At 70.0% G+C, this 16,269-nt stretch carries 6 protein-coding genes, 1 tRNA gene and 1 pseudogene; 2 read left to right on the top strand and 6 right to left on the bottom strand.

The window, feature by feature from the left end:
* Window positions 1-101 precede the first annotated feature (101 nt).
* Window positions 102-965, bottom strand: a pseudogene (locus tag ACVNF4_RS08390) (dynamin family protein); the annotation flags it as partial.
* A gap of 313 nt (window positions 966-1,278) precedes the next feature.
* Here ACVNF4_RS08390 and ACVNF4_RS08385 point away from each other — a divergent pair.
* A tRNA-Arg gene (locus ACVNF4_RS08385) sits at window positions 1,279-1,354 on the top strand.
* 297 nt (window positions 1,355-1,651) lie between these two features.
* On the opposite strand, the gene ACVNF4_RS08380 is transcribed toward ACVNF4_RS08385, so the two are convergent.
* From ACVNF4_RS08380 to ACVNF4_RS08365, 4 genes are all read right to left on the bottom strand, one after another.
* On the bottom strand, window positions 1,652-2,119 hold the full coding sequence (locus ACVNF4_RS08380) for a hypothetical protein (RefSeq protein WP_461802058.1): 468 nt from the start codon (window positions 2,117-2,119) through the stop codon (window positions 1,652-1,654).
* 97 nt (window positions 2,120-2,216) lie between these two features.
* Window positions 2,217-2,462, bottom strand: coding sequence for a hypothetical protein (locus ACVNF4_RS08375; protein WP_461802057.1), 246 nt, complete (start codon window positions 2,460-2,462; stop codon window positions 2,217-2,219).
* A gap of 130 nt (window positions 2,463-2,592) precedes the next feature.
* Window positions 2,593-2,991, bottom strand: coding sequence for a toxin-antitoxin system YwqK family antitoxin (locus ACVNF4_RS08370; protein WP_461802056.1), 399 nt, complete (start codon window positions 2,989-2,991; stop codon window positions 2,593-2,595).
* Complete coding sequence (locus tag ACVNF4_RS08365; protein ID WP_461802055.1) at window positions 2,984-10,762, bottom strand: ricin-type beta-trefoil lectin domain protein; 7,779 nt, start codon at window positions 10,760-10,762, stop codon at window positions 2,984-2,986. The genes ACVNF4_RS08370 and ACVNF4_RS08365 overlap by 8 nt, the downstream gene beginning before the upstream one ends.
* 252 nt (window positions 10,763-11,014) lie before the next feature.
* Between ACVNF4_RS08365 and ACVNF4_RS08360 the strand changes: the two genes are divergently transcribed.
* Window positions 11,015-15,466: a LamG-like jellyroll fold domain-containing protein gene (locus ACVNF4_RS08360; protein WP_461802054.1), complete on the top strand. Its 4,452-nt coding sequence runs from the start codon at window positions 11,015-11,017 to the stop codon at window positions 15,464-15,466.
* A gap of 128 nt (window positions 15,467-15,594) precedes the next feature.
* Here the strand turns inward: ACVNF4_RS08360 and ACVNF4_RS08355 are convergent, their stop codons facing one another.
* Window positions 15,595-15,804, bottom strand: coding sequence for a hypothetical protein (locus tag ACVNF4_RS08355; protein WP_461802053.1), 210 nt, complete (start codon window positions 15,802-15,804; stop codon window positions 15,595-15,597).
* Window positions 15,805-16,269: the final 465 nt, after the last annotated feature.

Here is a 16,269-nt window from a genome sequence, read left to right as displayed (position 1 = left end):
GAGGCGCCCCCGCGCAACGCGCGGTTCCTGCTGCCGCTGATCGCCCTCTGCACGGCCGTCACCGCCGCGAACATCTACCTCGCCGCGCCCCTGCTCCCCCTCATCGCGCGGTGGCGGGCGCCGGGGTCCTGCGCGTGGTGGACGAGCCAGGTGCGCAGGGGGGCGACGGCGGTGGCGGGCAGCAGTCCGCCGCCCCAGGCCGACTCGGGGAGTTCCGGGACGGTGAAGCGGGGCACCTCGCCGAGGCCGGCTTTGGCGAGGAGGGCGCCGTACTGGCGGGAGACCTCGGAGACGACCTGGTGGGGGACGCGGTCGAGGACGGTCACCAGCGTCGCGTCGTACTCCTTGGCGGTGCGCAGGAGGTGCCAGGGGACGGCGTCGGCGTAGCGGGCGGCGGTCGTGACCATGATCCAGACGTCGGCGGCGCAGATGAGCTGGGCCGCGAGGGAGCGGTTGTCGGCGACGAGGGAGTCGATGTCCGGGGCGTCGAGGAGGGCGAGGCCTGCGGGGAGGGTGTCGGTGGTCTCGACGCGCAGGACGTGGCGGCCGTCCTCGCCGGGGACGAGGTCGTCGGCGGGGTCCTGGTGGGGCACCCACGCGCGCGTGAGGCCCGGCAGGACGCGCATGCCGCTGAACCAGTGATGGTCCTCCGGGTGGCAGACGAGTACGGGGGTGCGGGTGGTCGGGCGCAGCACCCCCGCCTCGCTGACGCGGTGCCCGACGAGGGAGTTGACGAGGGTGGACTTGCCGGCGCCGGTGGAGCCGCCGACGACCGCGAGGAGCGGGGCTTCGGGGGCTCTCAGCCGGGGCACCAGGTAGTCGTCGAGCTGGGCGAGGAGTTCGTCGCGGTTGGCACGCGCGCGTGGCGCCCCCGCCAGGGGCAGCGGGAAGCGTGCGGCGGCGACACGGTCGCGCAGGGCGGAGAGTGCGTCGAGCAGTTGAGGCCGTACGTCCAAGGTCACCACATGCGAAGAATGCCCAATTTTAGGGGATTTCTGAAGCATATAAGCGCGCCTGCGCGCCGACTGGACACAAGGGACGGAAGGGGCGAGCGGGACAAGGCCACGCGCCAGGCATAACGAGTGCACAACACCCGGGGCCCGAGGCACCAAAAGCGATGCACGATTCGCACCTGCCTGCGATTATCAGGACCGCTTCACCGAACCTCCACATCGAGCCACGGAGGGGAAGCAACCAGGACAAGGAACCCGGAGCCCTATCCTTGTCCCGGCACGTCCCGAGACCCTTCCCCGGTCCCGGCACACCGCCGACCACCCGGCCCCCGTAGCTCAGTGGATAGAGCAGGCGCCTTCTAAGCGCTTGGCCGCAGGTTCGAGTCCTGCCGGGGGCGCCAACCCATGATCAACGCCACCTGGGCATCGCCGTAGATCAGCAGGCAATGTTGCCTGCCAGCGGGGCCCTCGCCTGTGTGTCCTGGGTGGGGCACCCAGGACATGACCGGTCCGTGGCGGCGTCTTCTGCCCTGCTCAACTCTGCGCACGTGCCCGGGCAACGGTGCTCCCCACTCCTTCGCGGGACGCAAGCCGTAGCCTCGTCGGCGAGGTGCGCGGCCGGCTTCCGCCCCCGCATTCGAGTGCCGACCGGTCAGGGCGACCGATCTCCGCATCGATCAATCCCATGTCCGGCTCCTTCACCGGGCCCGGTAGTGCTCCAGCCGCACCGGATCCCACTCCACGATGTCCAGCACATCATCGGCGTATCCCTTGGCCACGGGACCGCCGGCGTCGAGATACGCCCGGTAGACCAGCCACAACCCGTCGCGGACCGTCTCCACGCAGCGCATCTGAAGACTGGCCTCGACTGAGTCACCGTTCACCTCACCCCCGATCAGAGCCAGCAGCAGCCACAGGATCTCCTGCTCCTGCGCTGCCGCCACGCCATCCGCCAGATGCGCCATGACAACCGCGCAGACAGCCGGCGCCGGAGGCATCAGAACGGACTGGATGAGTACGTGATCGTCCAGACTCCGCACGGCACCGGAGGCGCCCCCGGCGAGGATCGTCTCCAGGGTGGCGATCAGATGCCCGGCGGCTCGTCCGCACCCGCACCGGATCGCATCCCAGTCGCGCCACCCCAACTCCGCACGCGCGAGACCCATCAACGTCCGAATCGTCAATCGAGTAGATAGTCAGGCAGTTTGGCCCAGCCCGAGTCCCGGTACGCGCGGAGCCTGGACTCGTCCGTCTCGATCGCCGTCAGCACGTAGAAGGCATGGGCGACAATGCCAGGCAGAGCACCGACCACAGATCCCGGTACAGCAGCCACAGCCCCTGCCTGGCGATTTCCTGGCACCTCTTCTCCGAGTACTCACCGTCGTTGAACACCAGCCCGCCGAGCAGATCCAGGCACACGAACCTCGACTCCAGGGAGAGTTCGCCCGTGAACGCCGCCATCAGCACCGAGGCGAGATGCGCGGCCGACTTCCCACATCCGCCGCTCAAGCGCCGACCAGCCGTGCTGGCCGATCTCCACGTCGGTCATCCTTGACCGCGGAGCTTCGGGCGTCGAACACGGAGGCAGGGTCGCCGAGTTCCGGAGCCGAAAAACACCAACGCTTTCAAGGTCACAGGATCACCATTTGAAGCGTTCCCGGAATTCTGCCAGGGTCTTCCACAGCGGATCTCCGGGCTTCAACTCGAAGACACCGATTACTCCCCCTTCGACGTCGCGCTCGACCTTGGACAGCAGAATTCCGTACTCGTACTCCTCCTCTAGCAGCACATGCCCCTCGGTGTCGTAGCGGACACGCCTCCCGTGCAAGACGTTCTGACGGTAGGCGGTCTCCTCGCAAAGGCTCCCGTCCGCATGCCAATCGCGGGAGACGCCCTCCTGCCTGCCGTTCACATAATGAATCTCAGAGATCCGCCGACCGTCCGACTCCTCGTATCCGATCCCTGTGAACAGCTCACCCCGGTACGTATAGATCAGATCCTCGTCGAAATCGAGGTCGTCGTCAGGAACCTCATTCAATTTCCCGCACCCCGTCCGTAATCTGCTGGCAGTTGTCACACCGGATGATGCGCTGCCCCTTCTGAACGCCCTTGAGCCGCACATTGTAGACAGTGAACTCTTCGAGGGTGGCGCCGGGACGAGCCAGCATTCCTTCGTTCAGGGCATTTATCTCGGAGTGGCTCCCGGGCACTCCCTTGAAGTCCGCGCCCTCGCCCTCGAAGTTGTCGATGCGGTCTTGGAGGATGGGGTGCAGGGGGCTGGGAATTCCGGTGTTCTGACCGTAAGTGATCTCACCCGTCACGCTGTCCATGGCGCCGGTGAGTACAGGTCCCCGCTCTCTGTTGGTCTGGTAGTGGTCACTGCCCTGCGTCGTGATCTCCTTGTATTTCTTATGAACGGCGGTCCGCAGTGACTCGTCGACCGCGTCCCGGTCGGCGCTCACCGGCTTGGTGCCCGACGCCCCGGTCGTCGGCTCACTGGCCTTGGCCGCCCCGGCGTCCGCCTCCTCCGCCCGCGCCTGCGCATTCGCCCGCTTCGCCGCGACCAGGTCACGCGCGTCGGCCGCCGCCTCGTTGATCGCCTCGGGAGCGGCGCCCGCCTTGGCTGCGGCGTTCGCCTCGCCCGTGCGGGGCGTGTCCTCGGCCGTGTCCTCGCTGAGGGGTTCGCCGCCGGGACCGGGGCCGCAGTCGCCCACGAGGGCGCCGCAGGCGGCGACCGCGGCGGCCGTACCGCCTTCGATGCACGCAGCACCGAGCAGACCGCCGGATTCGACCGTGCAGCCGGTCGCTCCGATCACGACGACCGTGATCACGGCGCCGGCGGCGACATAGGGGGCGGCCTTCTCCACGTAGTGCCCGGCACAGCCCCAGAAGCCGTGGCAGCCCCCTCCTCCGCCACCGCCACCACCACCGCCGCCACCGCTGGAAGTACCGGTGGGTGCGGGCGCCGGTGACGGGGAAGACGTGGAGGAGCCGCAGTCGACGACGCACTTGTTCATCGACGGGTCGTTGTACCAGTCGTCGTATCCCGTCGGGTCGGAGCTGCTGGCCGGGTTGTCCGCCGCGTACGTGTACCCGCCCATCTGGTTGGGGTCGCCCGCCTGGAACACCGGGTCGGCCGTCAGGAACCGCCCCAGCGTCGGGTCGTAGTTCCGCGCCCCCAGCAGATCCAGCCCGCTCACCGAGTCGGTCGGCTTGCCCAGGTACCCGTGGTTCTCGTCCGCCGACACCCACGACGTCGGCGACGTGCCGCGCGGGTTGCCGTACGGGTCGTAGTACCGGCGGGTGACGGCCAGGGTGGAGGCGTCGACGGCGGTCGTCGCCGTGCCCTGGGACGTGGCCACTTGGTAGGTGACGGAGCCCGAGCTGGTGCGGGTGACCCGCGTGCCGTCCGGGCCCGCGTAGTACCGCAGACCCGTGCAGGTCTTCGCGGCGACGTCCAGCGTCAACTGCTCGGCGCCGCCGAAGAGATAGAGGACGCGGGTCTTGTCGGTGCCGCCCGTCGACGCCGTCTGCTCCAGCAGGTTGCCGTCGGCGTCGTACAGGTACTTGCTGGTGCGGGCCGTCGTGCCGGACGGCGTGGAGACCGTCGCCGTGCGGCCCTCGTCGTCGTAGGTGAACGTCTGCGTCTGGCCCGCCGGCAGTGCCCCGGTCGTGGTCGTCGACCACGTCTGGCCCTTGCCGCCGCAGGTGGTGGCTGTCAGCTGGGTGCCCTTGGTCGCGCTGGCGCTCGGGTCGGTCAGGCACAGGGTGCTCTTGGCCGCGTTGACGAGCGTGCCGGTCGACGTCGTCCGCCACTTCTGGGTGGCGTCCGAGGAGCAGGTCTCCGCGACGACGCCGGTGCCGGAGACCGTCGCGTTGCCCGCGGTGTCCAGGCACAGCCCGGCCGCCTTCACCGTGCCGTCGGTGTCGATCGTCCACTTCTGGGCGGCGGAGGACGAGTTGCAGGTGTTGATCTCGGCCTTGGCGCCCGACCCGGTCTCCTCGACGCACAGCTTGCCGCCGCCGGTGAGGGCGAAGCCGGTGGTGAGCGGGCCCGTCGTCTTGGTGGCCCGGCTGACGGTGTTGCCGGCGTTCTTGCCGGCCGTGTCCGTGTACGACGGGGTCTGTGTCGCCGTGCCCGTGCCCGGGTTGCTGGTCGTCGTGGCGCCCGCCTGGTTGGGGTGGGTGGCGAGCGCTGTGCCGTCCGCGCCCGGGTACGACGTCGACTGGGTGGTGTCGGCCGCCGCGTTGCCGGTCGTGTCGTGGTCGACCATCCCGGTGCGGTCGCCGAGCAGGTCGTAGGTGTACGACTGCCAGTACGGGGCGGGTCCGCCCACCGTCTTCGTCTTCACCGGCGCCGCGCTGGTCTGTACGGAGGCCGTGGCGCAGCCGCCGACCGCTCCCACCGGAGCGCTGCCGGTGCCGGTGATGCCGGCGGTGTCCGTCCAGGCGGCGGTCAGCCGCTGGAAGGAGTCGTAGGTGAAGCACTGGGTGTCGTGGGTGGTGTTGTTCTGCAGGTCGTCGGCGGCGGTGAGTTCGCCGGCCTGGTTGTAGCGGTAGTTGACGACGTCCAGGGCCGTGGCCGACGTCTGCGTCATGCTGCTGGTCTGTGTGGTGCGGCCGGTCGTCGCGTCGTACTGGGCGAAGGTCGCCAGTTCCTTGCCGACGGGGCCGTAGTTGGCCTGGAGGACCCGGCCGAAGGGGTCGTGGACCGTGCCGTCCAGGTAGGAAGGTGTGTTGGAGGGGCTGATGTCCCCGCCGAAGCCGTCCAGTGCGCCCTGCACCGTGTAGCCGAAGCCGATGCGCTCGGCCGGCAGGCCGCCGTCGGCCCGGTACTGGGTCGTCGCCAGCAGGCCGACGTTGGGGGTGTAGGTGGAGGTCAGGGTGTAGGTGGTCGTGCCGCTGTCCTTGCCGGGCGTGCCCGGGAAGCCGTCGGCGGCGGGGATCGTCAGGGTCGAACCGAGCGGCTGGTAGGCCGTGTTGTAGCCGGTGACCGCCTCGGTGTACGCGCTGCCGCCGGTGCCGCCGACATAGCGGGTCGAGGACGTCGGGTAGCCCTTGGCGAGGGTGTCGTACGCCCGTGAGGTGAGCTGTCTGGCCGGGTCGGGGGTGGCGGACCAGGGGGCGGCGTACTCGGCGGTGACGCGGTTGTCCCAGTCGTAGGTGTACGACAGCGTCCGGCCGCGCGGGTCGGTGGTCTGGAGCAGGTTGCCGAGCACGTCGTACTTGTCGAAGGACGTCGTGCCCGTGTCGGGGTCGGTCTGGGAGGTCTTCTCGCCGAGCAGGTCGTACTTGTACGACCAGGTGTTGCCCGCGCTGTCGCTGACCAAGTCGGGCTGCCCTGCCGGGGTGTAGGTGTAGCGGGTGGTGGCGTCGGCTGCCGGGGCCGCGCCCGCGGTGCCCTGCTTCCACAGCACCGTGCCGCCGTCGCCGCCGGTCACGGCGAGGGTGGAGTCGTTGCGGATCTGGAGGGTGGCGCCGGTGGTCGCGGTGAGGCCGGTGCTCCACTTGGAGGTGCCGGAGGCGGTGCGGACGGTGAGGTTGCCGTCGGTGCCGAACTCGGCGTAGGCGCCCGGGTTTCCGGCCGTGCCGCTGGACCAGACGCTCTTGCCGCTGGCGAGCGCGGTCAGGACCAGATTGCCGTCGGCCTGCATCGTCAGGCGCACGCTGCTGGACGTCAGTGAGGTGCCGGAGGGGATGACGCTGCCGCCCTTGAGGGTGACGGTGGCGCCGGTGTTCTTCACCACCGACTTCACCGTCTGGCCCAGGGCGTTGGTGAAGCTCGCGGTGGAGGGGCCGCCGGCCGGCGGAGTGGTGTCGGTCTCGTCGGCGCCGGGGTAGGCGGTGGCGGTGCTCCACTGCTTGACCGCCTGATGCCACAGGGTGCTCCCGGTGGCGCGGCCCTGGCCGTCGTACGCGGTCGTGGTCTCCGCCGGGATCTCGTTCTCGTTGGCCGCGTACAGGGTGGCCGACGGGGAGTGGCCCGGCTCGGAGTAGGGGGCGTAGGAGGCGCTCGGCCAGCCGTGGGAGTCGTAGAACGTGTCGGAGATGATCCGCCCGGAGTCGGAGTCGCCGTCGGCGGTCGTCTGGACCTGGCGGGGCTGGAGCATCCCGTCGTAGATGCTGACCGACGTCGCGTAGGTGCCGTCCTCGCGCAGGGTGCGCGTGGTGACGGACGTCGGGTCGCCCGGCTGCGTGATGGTGCCGCCGGGGGCGGGCACCGCGCCGGGGTTGAGGGAGTACGCGAACGTCGTGTCCGCGCTCTGCGTCGCCTTGTCGCGTCCGGGCAGCCACACGGCGGTGCGGCGGCCGAGGGCGTCGTAGGTGATGTCGGTGACGCGGTTGTTGGCGTCGGTGTTCTCCAGCGGCAGGCCGCGCAGTCGGTCGAGGGTGGAGGTGACCTTCCACTGCTTCTGGTTGGTGGAGACGATGCTGGTCGGGTTGGTGTTGCCGCCCGTGCTGCTCCACTGGGGCAGGTAGTCGGTGTGGGTGCCCTTGCCCGTGGTGTCGAGGGCGTCGGTGACGCGGCCCGCGCCGTCGTAGGAGATGCCGCTGGTGGTGCGCCAGTTCTCGGTGCCGTCGGCGGCGAAGCCGGTGGCGATCTGGGTGCCGGTGACGCGCGGGACGCCGATCGTGCCGTAGGAGCCGAGATCGGTGACCGAGCCGTCTCCGTCGTAGTAGATCTTCTTGTCGGAGAGCAGGGTGTCGGTGCCCGGCTTGGTGCCGCAGGGACCGGAGACCGTGGTGATGCGGTCCGGGTAGCCGAGCAGCATGGTGTCGGCGGCCGGTGCGGCGTAGCCGGTCGTGGTGCACTTCTCCTGTGCGGCCACGGAGACGTCGCCGTGCGCGTCCACCGACTGCACCCGGCCCTGGTCGTCGTACGCCGTGTCGGTGCGGGTGTGCCGCCAACTGCCGTCCGCGAGGAGGGAGTAGCCGTGCGTCTGGGTGGACTTGATCCGGTGGGCGGTGAGGTCGGGGAGGGTGGCCTTGTCCGGCTTGGTCTCGCCGGGGTGGTCCTCCTGGGTCCAGGCCGTCCATGAGGTGCGGTCGGCGTGCGCGGTGGTGGTGAAGTCGAAGGGGCCGTTGACGGTGGTGGCGTCCACCGTGCCGCCGGAGGCGGTGTAGGTGTCCGACTGGAGTGCCGTTCCGGCGAGTCGGTCGTCGTCGGTGACCTTCTCGACGGTCTTGCCGCCGGCCGTGGCGTCCACGCTGACCGAGCGGCGGGAGCCGTCGGCCTTGTAGTCGCCGTCCATGCCCTGGAGATAGGTGGTCGTCTGCTGGGTGACCGGCTCGGGCGCCTTGCCGGTGCGCACGGTGACGTTGCGGAAGCCCCGGAACTGGTCCCAGGTGCGGTACTGGTCGTCCGTCTGGTCGGAGTCGTCGCGGTGCCAGGCGGCGCCGGAGTAGGCGTAGGTGGAGACGTGTGCCTCGGAACCCGCGGGGATCTTCGAGGAGTTCGGGTTGTACTGGGCTGCGATGGTCAGGTCGGCGACGGTGACGCTGTGGACGGTCGTCTTGTTGAACCAGTCGGCGATCGGCTTGGAGGCGCCGGGCACCGTCCAGTACACGGGATAGCAGGAGTCGGTGTTGGAGTCGGCCGACTTGATGTCGAGCGGTTTGCCCGCGCACGGGTTCTGGTTGTACTCGACGGTGATCGACTCACCGGTCTCGGTCTGGACGTTGGAGATGCGCGGCCGGTACAGCGGGGGTGCGGACGGGGAGTCGTCGTCGACCCGGTTGTCGATCTCGGTGCCGGTGAAGGAGACCTGGTTGAGGGCGATGTCCTTGTTGCCGTTGCCGTAGGTGTCCTGGCCGGTGTGGCGGATGGACTGGAGCCACATCACGGCTTGGAGCGAGCCCGCGTCCTTGGGGTCGACGGTGGTGCCGGTGACGGGGTCGACCGTGCCGCCCGCGTCGGAGTAGACCTGCCCGAGGGTGTAGGAGTCGACCGGGACGAGCTTGTCGGTGGCGCCGTCCTTGACGTGGACCTCGGTGGTGATGGCGTCCAGGCGGGTCGTGGACCAGAAGGTCGGCGACGACACGATGCACACGTCCGTGGGCACCTTGGTGGCGCCGTCGGGCAGCTTGGTCTTGTCGGTCGCATCGCAGTGCAGGTCCCAGGGGACGTCCGGCCAGTGCGGGGCCGTGTTGTCGTCGAGGTTGCCCGCCGAGCAGTCGGTGAAGGAGGACGTCGTCTGGCAGCGCTGCCTGGAGGTGAAGGCCACCTGCGCGGAGGGGGTGCGGCCGGTCTGCTCGTCGTCCAGGGTGTAGCCGTACGAGATGGAGGTGAGGGTGCCGCCGCGGGTGTAGGAGGTGAGGGTGCCGGTGTCGTCCTTGTCGTCGGTGGCCGCCGCCTGGCCGCCGCCGAGGTCGTACCAGCCGGTCTCGGCCGCGTAGTCGTAGCGCTGCACGAAGCCGCTGGGCGAGACGACGAAGTCGAGGTTCCAGCGCCAGCCCTCGGGCTTGTCGCAGCGGGACTTCTTGCCGTCGGTGTCGCTGTGGCAGGGGTCGGAGGAGCGGGGGTGCAGCACCGGCAGGCCCCACGCGGCGTGCGTGGAGTCGTCGAAGCCACCGGAGGCCGAGCCCTTGGTGCCCGGGGCGTTCGGCGCGTGGTCGGCGCCGAAGTAGGCGGCGGTGCCGTCCGTGGTCAGGACGCGGAAGTAGGTGCCGTCGTGCAGTCCGTTGACAGCGCCGGACAGTTCCTGGACGACGGTGCCGTCGTCGCCCTGGAGCCTGAACTCGCGGATCTCGCCCGGGACTCCGGAGTTCGCGGTCGGGACGAGAACACCGGAGTGCGAGCCGAAGGAGACGGTGGCGTTCCCCCCGCTCCAGCACTCGTCGCCCGAGCCCTTGAGGAGCTTCTTGCCGCCGGAGTCGAGGAGGGAGCCGCAGGAGCGGTACTGCCGCTCGACGAAGCCGGGCTGGTAGCTCCAGCCGTCACCGATCCACGAGGCCTGCGAGTTGCGGGCCGAGGTCTCGCCGTCCACGGACTGCGAGTCGTACGACAGGGCGACCGAGGGGCCGGTGTCCCCGACGCCGGCCGGCATGTCGATCGGGTAGGAGTAGGTGTACGCGCCGGTGCCCGTGGCCTGCCAACTCCCCTCCGGCGTCAGCGAGGTGGCCGAGTAGTCGCCCTGCGAACCCCGGCTGCCGGAGGTGACGGCGATCGCCGAGTCCGCGGTGGTGGTCGCGGTGAGCTGATTCGCGGTGGCCCGGTTGACGGACTTCAGGGGGGTGCGGGTACGGCAGTCGGCGCGCTCGGGCGTCGTCAGGGCGCAGGCCGGAAGGCGGGTGAGGGTGAGGCGGGAGCCGTAGCCGCCGCCGAAGGCCTTGGCGACGGAGGAGTAGTCGACGACCACGCCGACCTTGGCGGCAGGGGACTTGGTGCGACCGAGCCCGACCAGCAGCCCGGTGTCGGCACCCGCCCGCAACGCCTGGGTGCGGGAGGCGAGTTGGACGCGGACGGGGGTGGAGGAGGCCTTGCCCGCCGACGTCAGCCACACCGGCAGCGAACCCGCCTTCACCGGCTTGCGGCCCAGGGCCACCGTCCGTGAACCGGCGTGCGGCCAGGCGGGCTCGGCCGCCTCCTTGTAGCGGGTCAGCGGACGGAAACCACGGGGGCGGACCGTCTTCGGACGGCCCAGCTCGTGGCCTCCCACGGCCGACGTCGCCGGCAGCGGCTTCGGCTTCCAGAAGTCGCCGTGGAAGACGTACGGCCCGACGCGGTTCTGCGCGACAGCGCCCGTCACCAGCAGCGCCATCGTCGCCAGCAGCGCGGAGACCAGCGTCAGCGTTCTTCGCACACCCATGTGAGAAATACCCCCGTATGGACCGCATTTGGCGGTCCGTTGACTGAAAGGTCACGTGGTCGGCGTGATCCAGGTTGGGAGGCTAGGAACGACCTGGGGCAAACCTCAATACTCTTTGCCAATGGCATGACAATCCTGTGACTGCTTTTGTCTTTTCCTGTGTACGTTTTGTGCCCGGGGGAGCGAGCATCACGGGCACGGATGGTCGCAGATCTCGCGTCTGCCTTGTCCGTCGCGCAAAGGGGTTGTTCCGTGCTGCCGTCATCCACCCGCAGACTCGCGCTGCTCCCGGTGGCCGCCGTGCTGCTGAGCGCGCTCGCCGTCCCGGCCGGTGCGGTCGCCGCCGGCGATCCCGCCGATACCTCCGACCCGTTGCTCGCCGCACAGGCACGAGCGGTCGCCGACGGCACGTCCGTACCGGTCGACGCCCTGACCAGCGAGACCGACACGGTGACCGCCGAGCCGGACGGCTCCTTCACCACGACCTCGTCCGTCCTGCCGGCGCGGGTGCGGCAGGACGGCGCGTGGGTGCCGGTCGACGCCACGCTCACCGGCAACTCCGACGGCGGCTACTCCCCCAGGGCCACGCCCAGCGGCGTACGCCTGTCCGGCGGCGGCAGCGGCCCGCTGGCCACACTCACCGATCCGGCCGGGCACAGCATGAGCCTGACCATGCCGTTCACGCTGCCCGCGCCGCAGGTCAGCGGGGCCACGGCGCTGTACCCGTCGGTGCTGCCCGGGGTCGACCTGTCGGTGTCGGTGACGGACCAGGGCGGCTTCAGCGATGTGCTGGTCGTGCACGACGCCAGAGCCGCGGCCGACCCTCGTGTGCGCAGGCTGGCGGTGGCGACGGACACCAACGGCCTTGATATCGCGGCCACTTCGGCGGGCGGTATGACGGCGAAGGCGCCGGACGGCTCGGTGTCGTACACCAGCCCGCCACCGCTGATGTGGGACTCCAGCACGACGGCGCCGACAGCCACGCCGACCACGACAACGACGCCGGCCACGGCGAACACCGCGGCGGCCGTCAATCCCGCGGCCTTCGTCCGAGCACGCGCCGCCGAGCCGGCGCCCGTCCCCAGCTCCTCCGCGGCCGGCCCCGGGCCTGGCGCACAGGTCGGCCAGGTGCCGATGACCACCACCGCGGACGGCCTCACCCTGGCCCCGGACACCTCGGTGCTCGACGACCCCGACACGCACTACCCCGTCTACATCGACCCGTTCGAGAACCCGGTGACCAGCAAGTCCGGCGCCTTCGACGAGGTGTACTCCAGTTCGGCCTGCTCCGACGCACCGCAGTACAACAAGCCGCAGACCAACGGCGAGGGCGTCGGCTACCAGCAGTGGGGCGGCGCCTGCGGGTCCGGCCTGGAGCGGTCGTACTACGCGGTCAACACGGCCGGCCTGGACCCGTCCATGACCGTCATCAAGGCCGAGGTCAAGGTCAGCACCACCTTCGCGGCCAGCGTCGACTGCTCCCACGACCAGCCGATCACCCTGCACACCACCGGCGCCATCAACGAGAACACCGACTGGAACCACCAGCCCGACACCCTCGACGACAACGGCTACCCGGCCGTGAGGACCACCGTCCCCAGCGGAGCCAACGGCAACAGCAACTGCTCCAACAGCACCGCCTCCTTCCGCGTCGACGACCAGATCCAGAAGATCGCCAAGGGCAACAAGGGCACCTGGACCATCGGCCTGTTCGGCAACGAGTCCAAGAGCAGCTCCAACCTCGACTACCTGCGCATGTCGCAGGTCCTCACGCTCACGACGAACTTCGACATCCCGCCGGACGTCCCCACCAGACCGCGCACCACGCCCAAGCCGCTGGGCGCGGACGGCGACTGCGTCACCGGCAGCACGGCGACCGGCTGGATCGGCGCGACGACCTACAGCGACGCGGGCAGCAACATCCAGCTGCACTCCACCGTCACGACCCACATCTCCGGTGAGCACGCCGAGGCCCACTACCACGTCTGGGACCGCACCGACCTGGACTCCGCCGGAAACCCCGTGGACAAGGGCACACCGGACAGCGGCATGGTCGCCTCCGGCCAGGACGCCGACGCACCGATCGGCTTCACCCTCAAGGACGGCCACGAGTACGGCTGGGACGTCTACGCCCAGGACAACTCCTCCATCAAGCTGAAGTCGGCGATCAGCGACCACTGCTGGTTCGACACCGACTTCACCCCGCCGCAGACCCCGACGGTCGCCGACAACCCGCACTTCCCGCCGGTCGGCAGCGGCGCCGGCGACACCTACGCGGGCAGTGGCGTCACCGCCGACTTCGCCGTCTCCGCCGCCGACAACACCCCGGCCGACACCTGCGACCCGGCCGGCTGCAAGGCCAGCGGCATCGACCACTTCCTGTGGCAGCTCGACAGCCAGCCCACCGCCACCACCGGCCACGCCGTCAAGGTGACGTCCACCAGCGGCGCCACCGCCTCCGGCACGGTCACCGTCCCGGTCACCGACTGGGGCGTGCACACCCTGTACGTCGGCGCGGTCGACCGGGCCGGCAACCTCTCCCAGAACCCGGCGAGTTACACCTTCACCGCCCCCTGGAACCCCCGGACGAAGATCGCCCCCGGCGACATCACCGGCGACGGCAGCCCCGACCTGCTCGCCACCACCAGCACCGGTGACCTGGAGCTGATCCCCGGCGACAGCGACCCCGCGCAGGCCCCCGCACCCGCGCAGACCGGCCCGGTCGACGGCACACCGCCCGCCGTCAAGGGCCCGGTGATCGCCTCGACGGCCGCCGGCGCACCCACCGGCACCTGGAGCGACTACCTGATCGCCCACCGCGGCAACCTGCACGGCGACACCCACGACGACCTGCTCGCCTACAACCGCAAGACACAGCAGCTGTACGTGGTGAAGAACGACCTCGACCCCAAGGACGACGGCACCTTCCCGCACGCACCCTGGTCCACCTATCCGGGCTTCGTCGGCCGCCGCTACGACGTCATCACCAAGGACAACTGCGAGGCCACCGACGCCGTACCCGCCGACCGCTGCGCGAACGCGGGCTACGACCCGTCCAAGCCCTGGAACATCTCCCAACTGGTCGTCGACGGAGACGTGTACGGCAACGCCGACCACCCCGCGGTCATCACGGTGGAGAACAACAAGCTCTGGCTCTACCAGACCTACGGCGTCAACCACCTGGGCCACCCGCGGCTGCTGGGCGACGGCAACTGGTCCGGCCTGACCCTGGTCGCGCCCGGCCGCGTCGGCGGCACGTTCACCGTGGACGACAACGGAAACGGCAAGGTCACCGGCGGCACCCCCACCCTGTGGGCCCGCGACGACACGTCCGGCACCGTCTACACCTTCCCCATCGACATCGACGCCTCCACCACCCTGCCCAAACTGCTGCACGCCCCGGTCCGCACCGCGCTGACCTCCGCCGTGAAAACCGCCTCCGGCGGCACGCTCTGCCTGGACGACGCGGGCTCCCACACCGCCGACCACACCAGGATCCAGATCTATACGTGCAACAGCAGCGCGGCCCAGCAGTGGGTCCTGCACGACGACGGCTCCCTGCGCGTCCTCGGCAAGTGCCTCGACGCCACCGACGGAGGCACCGACAACGGCACCCTGCTCCAGCTCTACAAGTGCAACGGCAGCGGTTCCCAGAAGTGGACCACCGGCACCTCCGGCAGCCTGGTCAACCCCCGGTCCGGCAAATGCGTGGACAACCCGGGCGCGAGCACGGCGGGCGGCACCCAGGTCCGCCTCTACACCTGCAACAACTCCGCCGCCCAGAACTGGACGAGCAGCGCCGCCACGGGCTGGAACGCACACCCCGCCACGGCCCTGTCCGTGGTCCTGCGGGGGCACGACTACCCGACCGTGGCGTCCCCCGGCGACGTCAACAGCGCCGCCGGCGGCCCCGACGGCAAGCCCGACCTGTACGCCACGGACGCCGCCGGCCAGCTGACCGAGTACCCGGGGGCCACCCCGACGGGTACGACCGCCGGCTTCGCGGACCCGGTCTCGCTGGGCACAGTGACGGACACGGCGGCCCACCGCTGGAACCTGGCCGACGGCAGCGGAACCACCGCGTCCGACCCGACCGGAGGCGTGCCCGCCACCCTGACCGGCGGAGCCTCCTGGATCACGGACGCCGACCGCGGCCCGGCCCTGAACCTGAACGGCAGCACCGCCTACGCCGCCACAGCAGGCCCCGGGGTCGACACCAGCGCCGGCTTCACCGTCTCGGCCTGGGTCAGGCTGAACTCCCTCTCGGGTGCCAACTCGACCTTCGTCTCCCAGTCCGACGACCCGTCCGTCGGCGCGGCCAACGGCTTCCAGCTGTACTACTCCTCCGGCACCGGCGTCTGGGCCTTCGGCCGCCACGACGACGACACCACCGGCCCGGCGTTCACCGCCGCGTACGGCGCCAAGGCGGTGGCGGGCAAATGGACCCACCTCGTCGGTGTCTACGACGCCGACGCCGGCCAGCTGCTCCTCTACGTCAACGGCCACCTGTCCGCCACCAAGACCTACACCGGCACGGCCTGGAACGCCGCCGGCCCCCTCCAGTTCGGCCGCCGCCTCTACCTGGGCACATACGGCGAATACGCGAACGGCCGCCTCAGCGACGTCCGCCTCTACGCCACAGCCCTGCCCCCGGCCGACGCGGCAGCTCCCGGCGGCAACCCGACCCTCACCCAGCTCGGCTGAGAGAACGAGCTCCCGTGTCCCCACGCAACCGGGGACACGGGACGGCAAGGATCTGTGGTCCCTGCCCTGTCGGCCACCCTCGGTCGTGCGGATTCCGCCAGGCGCTGAACGCTACGATCGCCGCATCGTCACCCTTCGTCGTCTTGGGGACGGCCGACGGCTTGTTCCTGATCCGCGAGGAACTTCAAGGCGCCGCGGATCGCGTTCAACTGGCGCTGTGCCAGTTCCTCGCCCTCCAGCCCGTCGACGACTACGTACCAGACATGTACGGACGGCGGAGGTCCCCGCCTACCGGGCTTCGGTGACGGTGGTGACCGCACGTTCTCCTCAACGGTCATGAACACCAACATCTCGCCTGTGTCCGGGTTATCCGCCGTGTCGGCCGAACACGAGGAAAGCATCAGCTCGGAGCAGTACCCTTCTTCGTCATACCCGCAGGTACGGCAACCGTCGAGACCGCCCCCGGCGGGAACGGCACTAGCCGGAACCGCCCCTCAACCGCCACCGTGGCACAGATACGCAGATCGGCGCCGCACACACGACCAGCCATGTTTTGTGGCCCCTGCCGGGGGCGCCACCCAGAAAGATGGCTGCGTTCTCACGTTCGCGGCCATCCCGCTCCCCTCTCTCCTCGGCAATTCGAGGCACAGCCCCGCCCCGTTGTCCAGGCAGGTTTTCCGCCATACCGGCGATGCCTTCCATGCTGCCGCTCGCCGGCGTCACCCGACAGGTGACCGGCTCCCTCGGAGCCCTGGACCGCCCCGAAAGACACCCTGCCACTGAGGACTTTCATGCCGCCCCAC

Source organism: Streptomyces sp. S6, assembly GCF_054880855.1.
The sequence above is the reverse complement of the archived record's forward strand: the minus strand, read 5'-3'. Positions and strand labels throughout refer to the sequence as shown.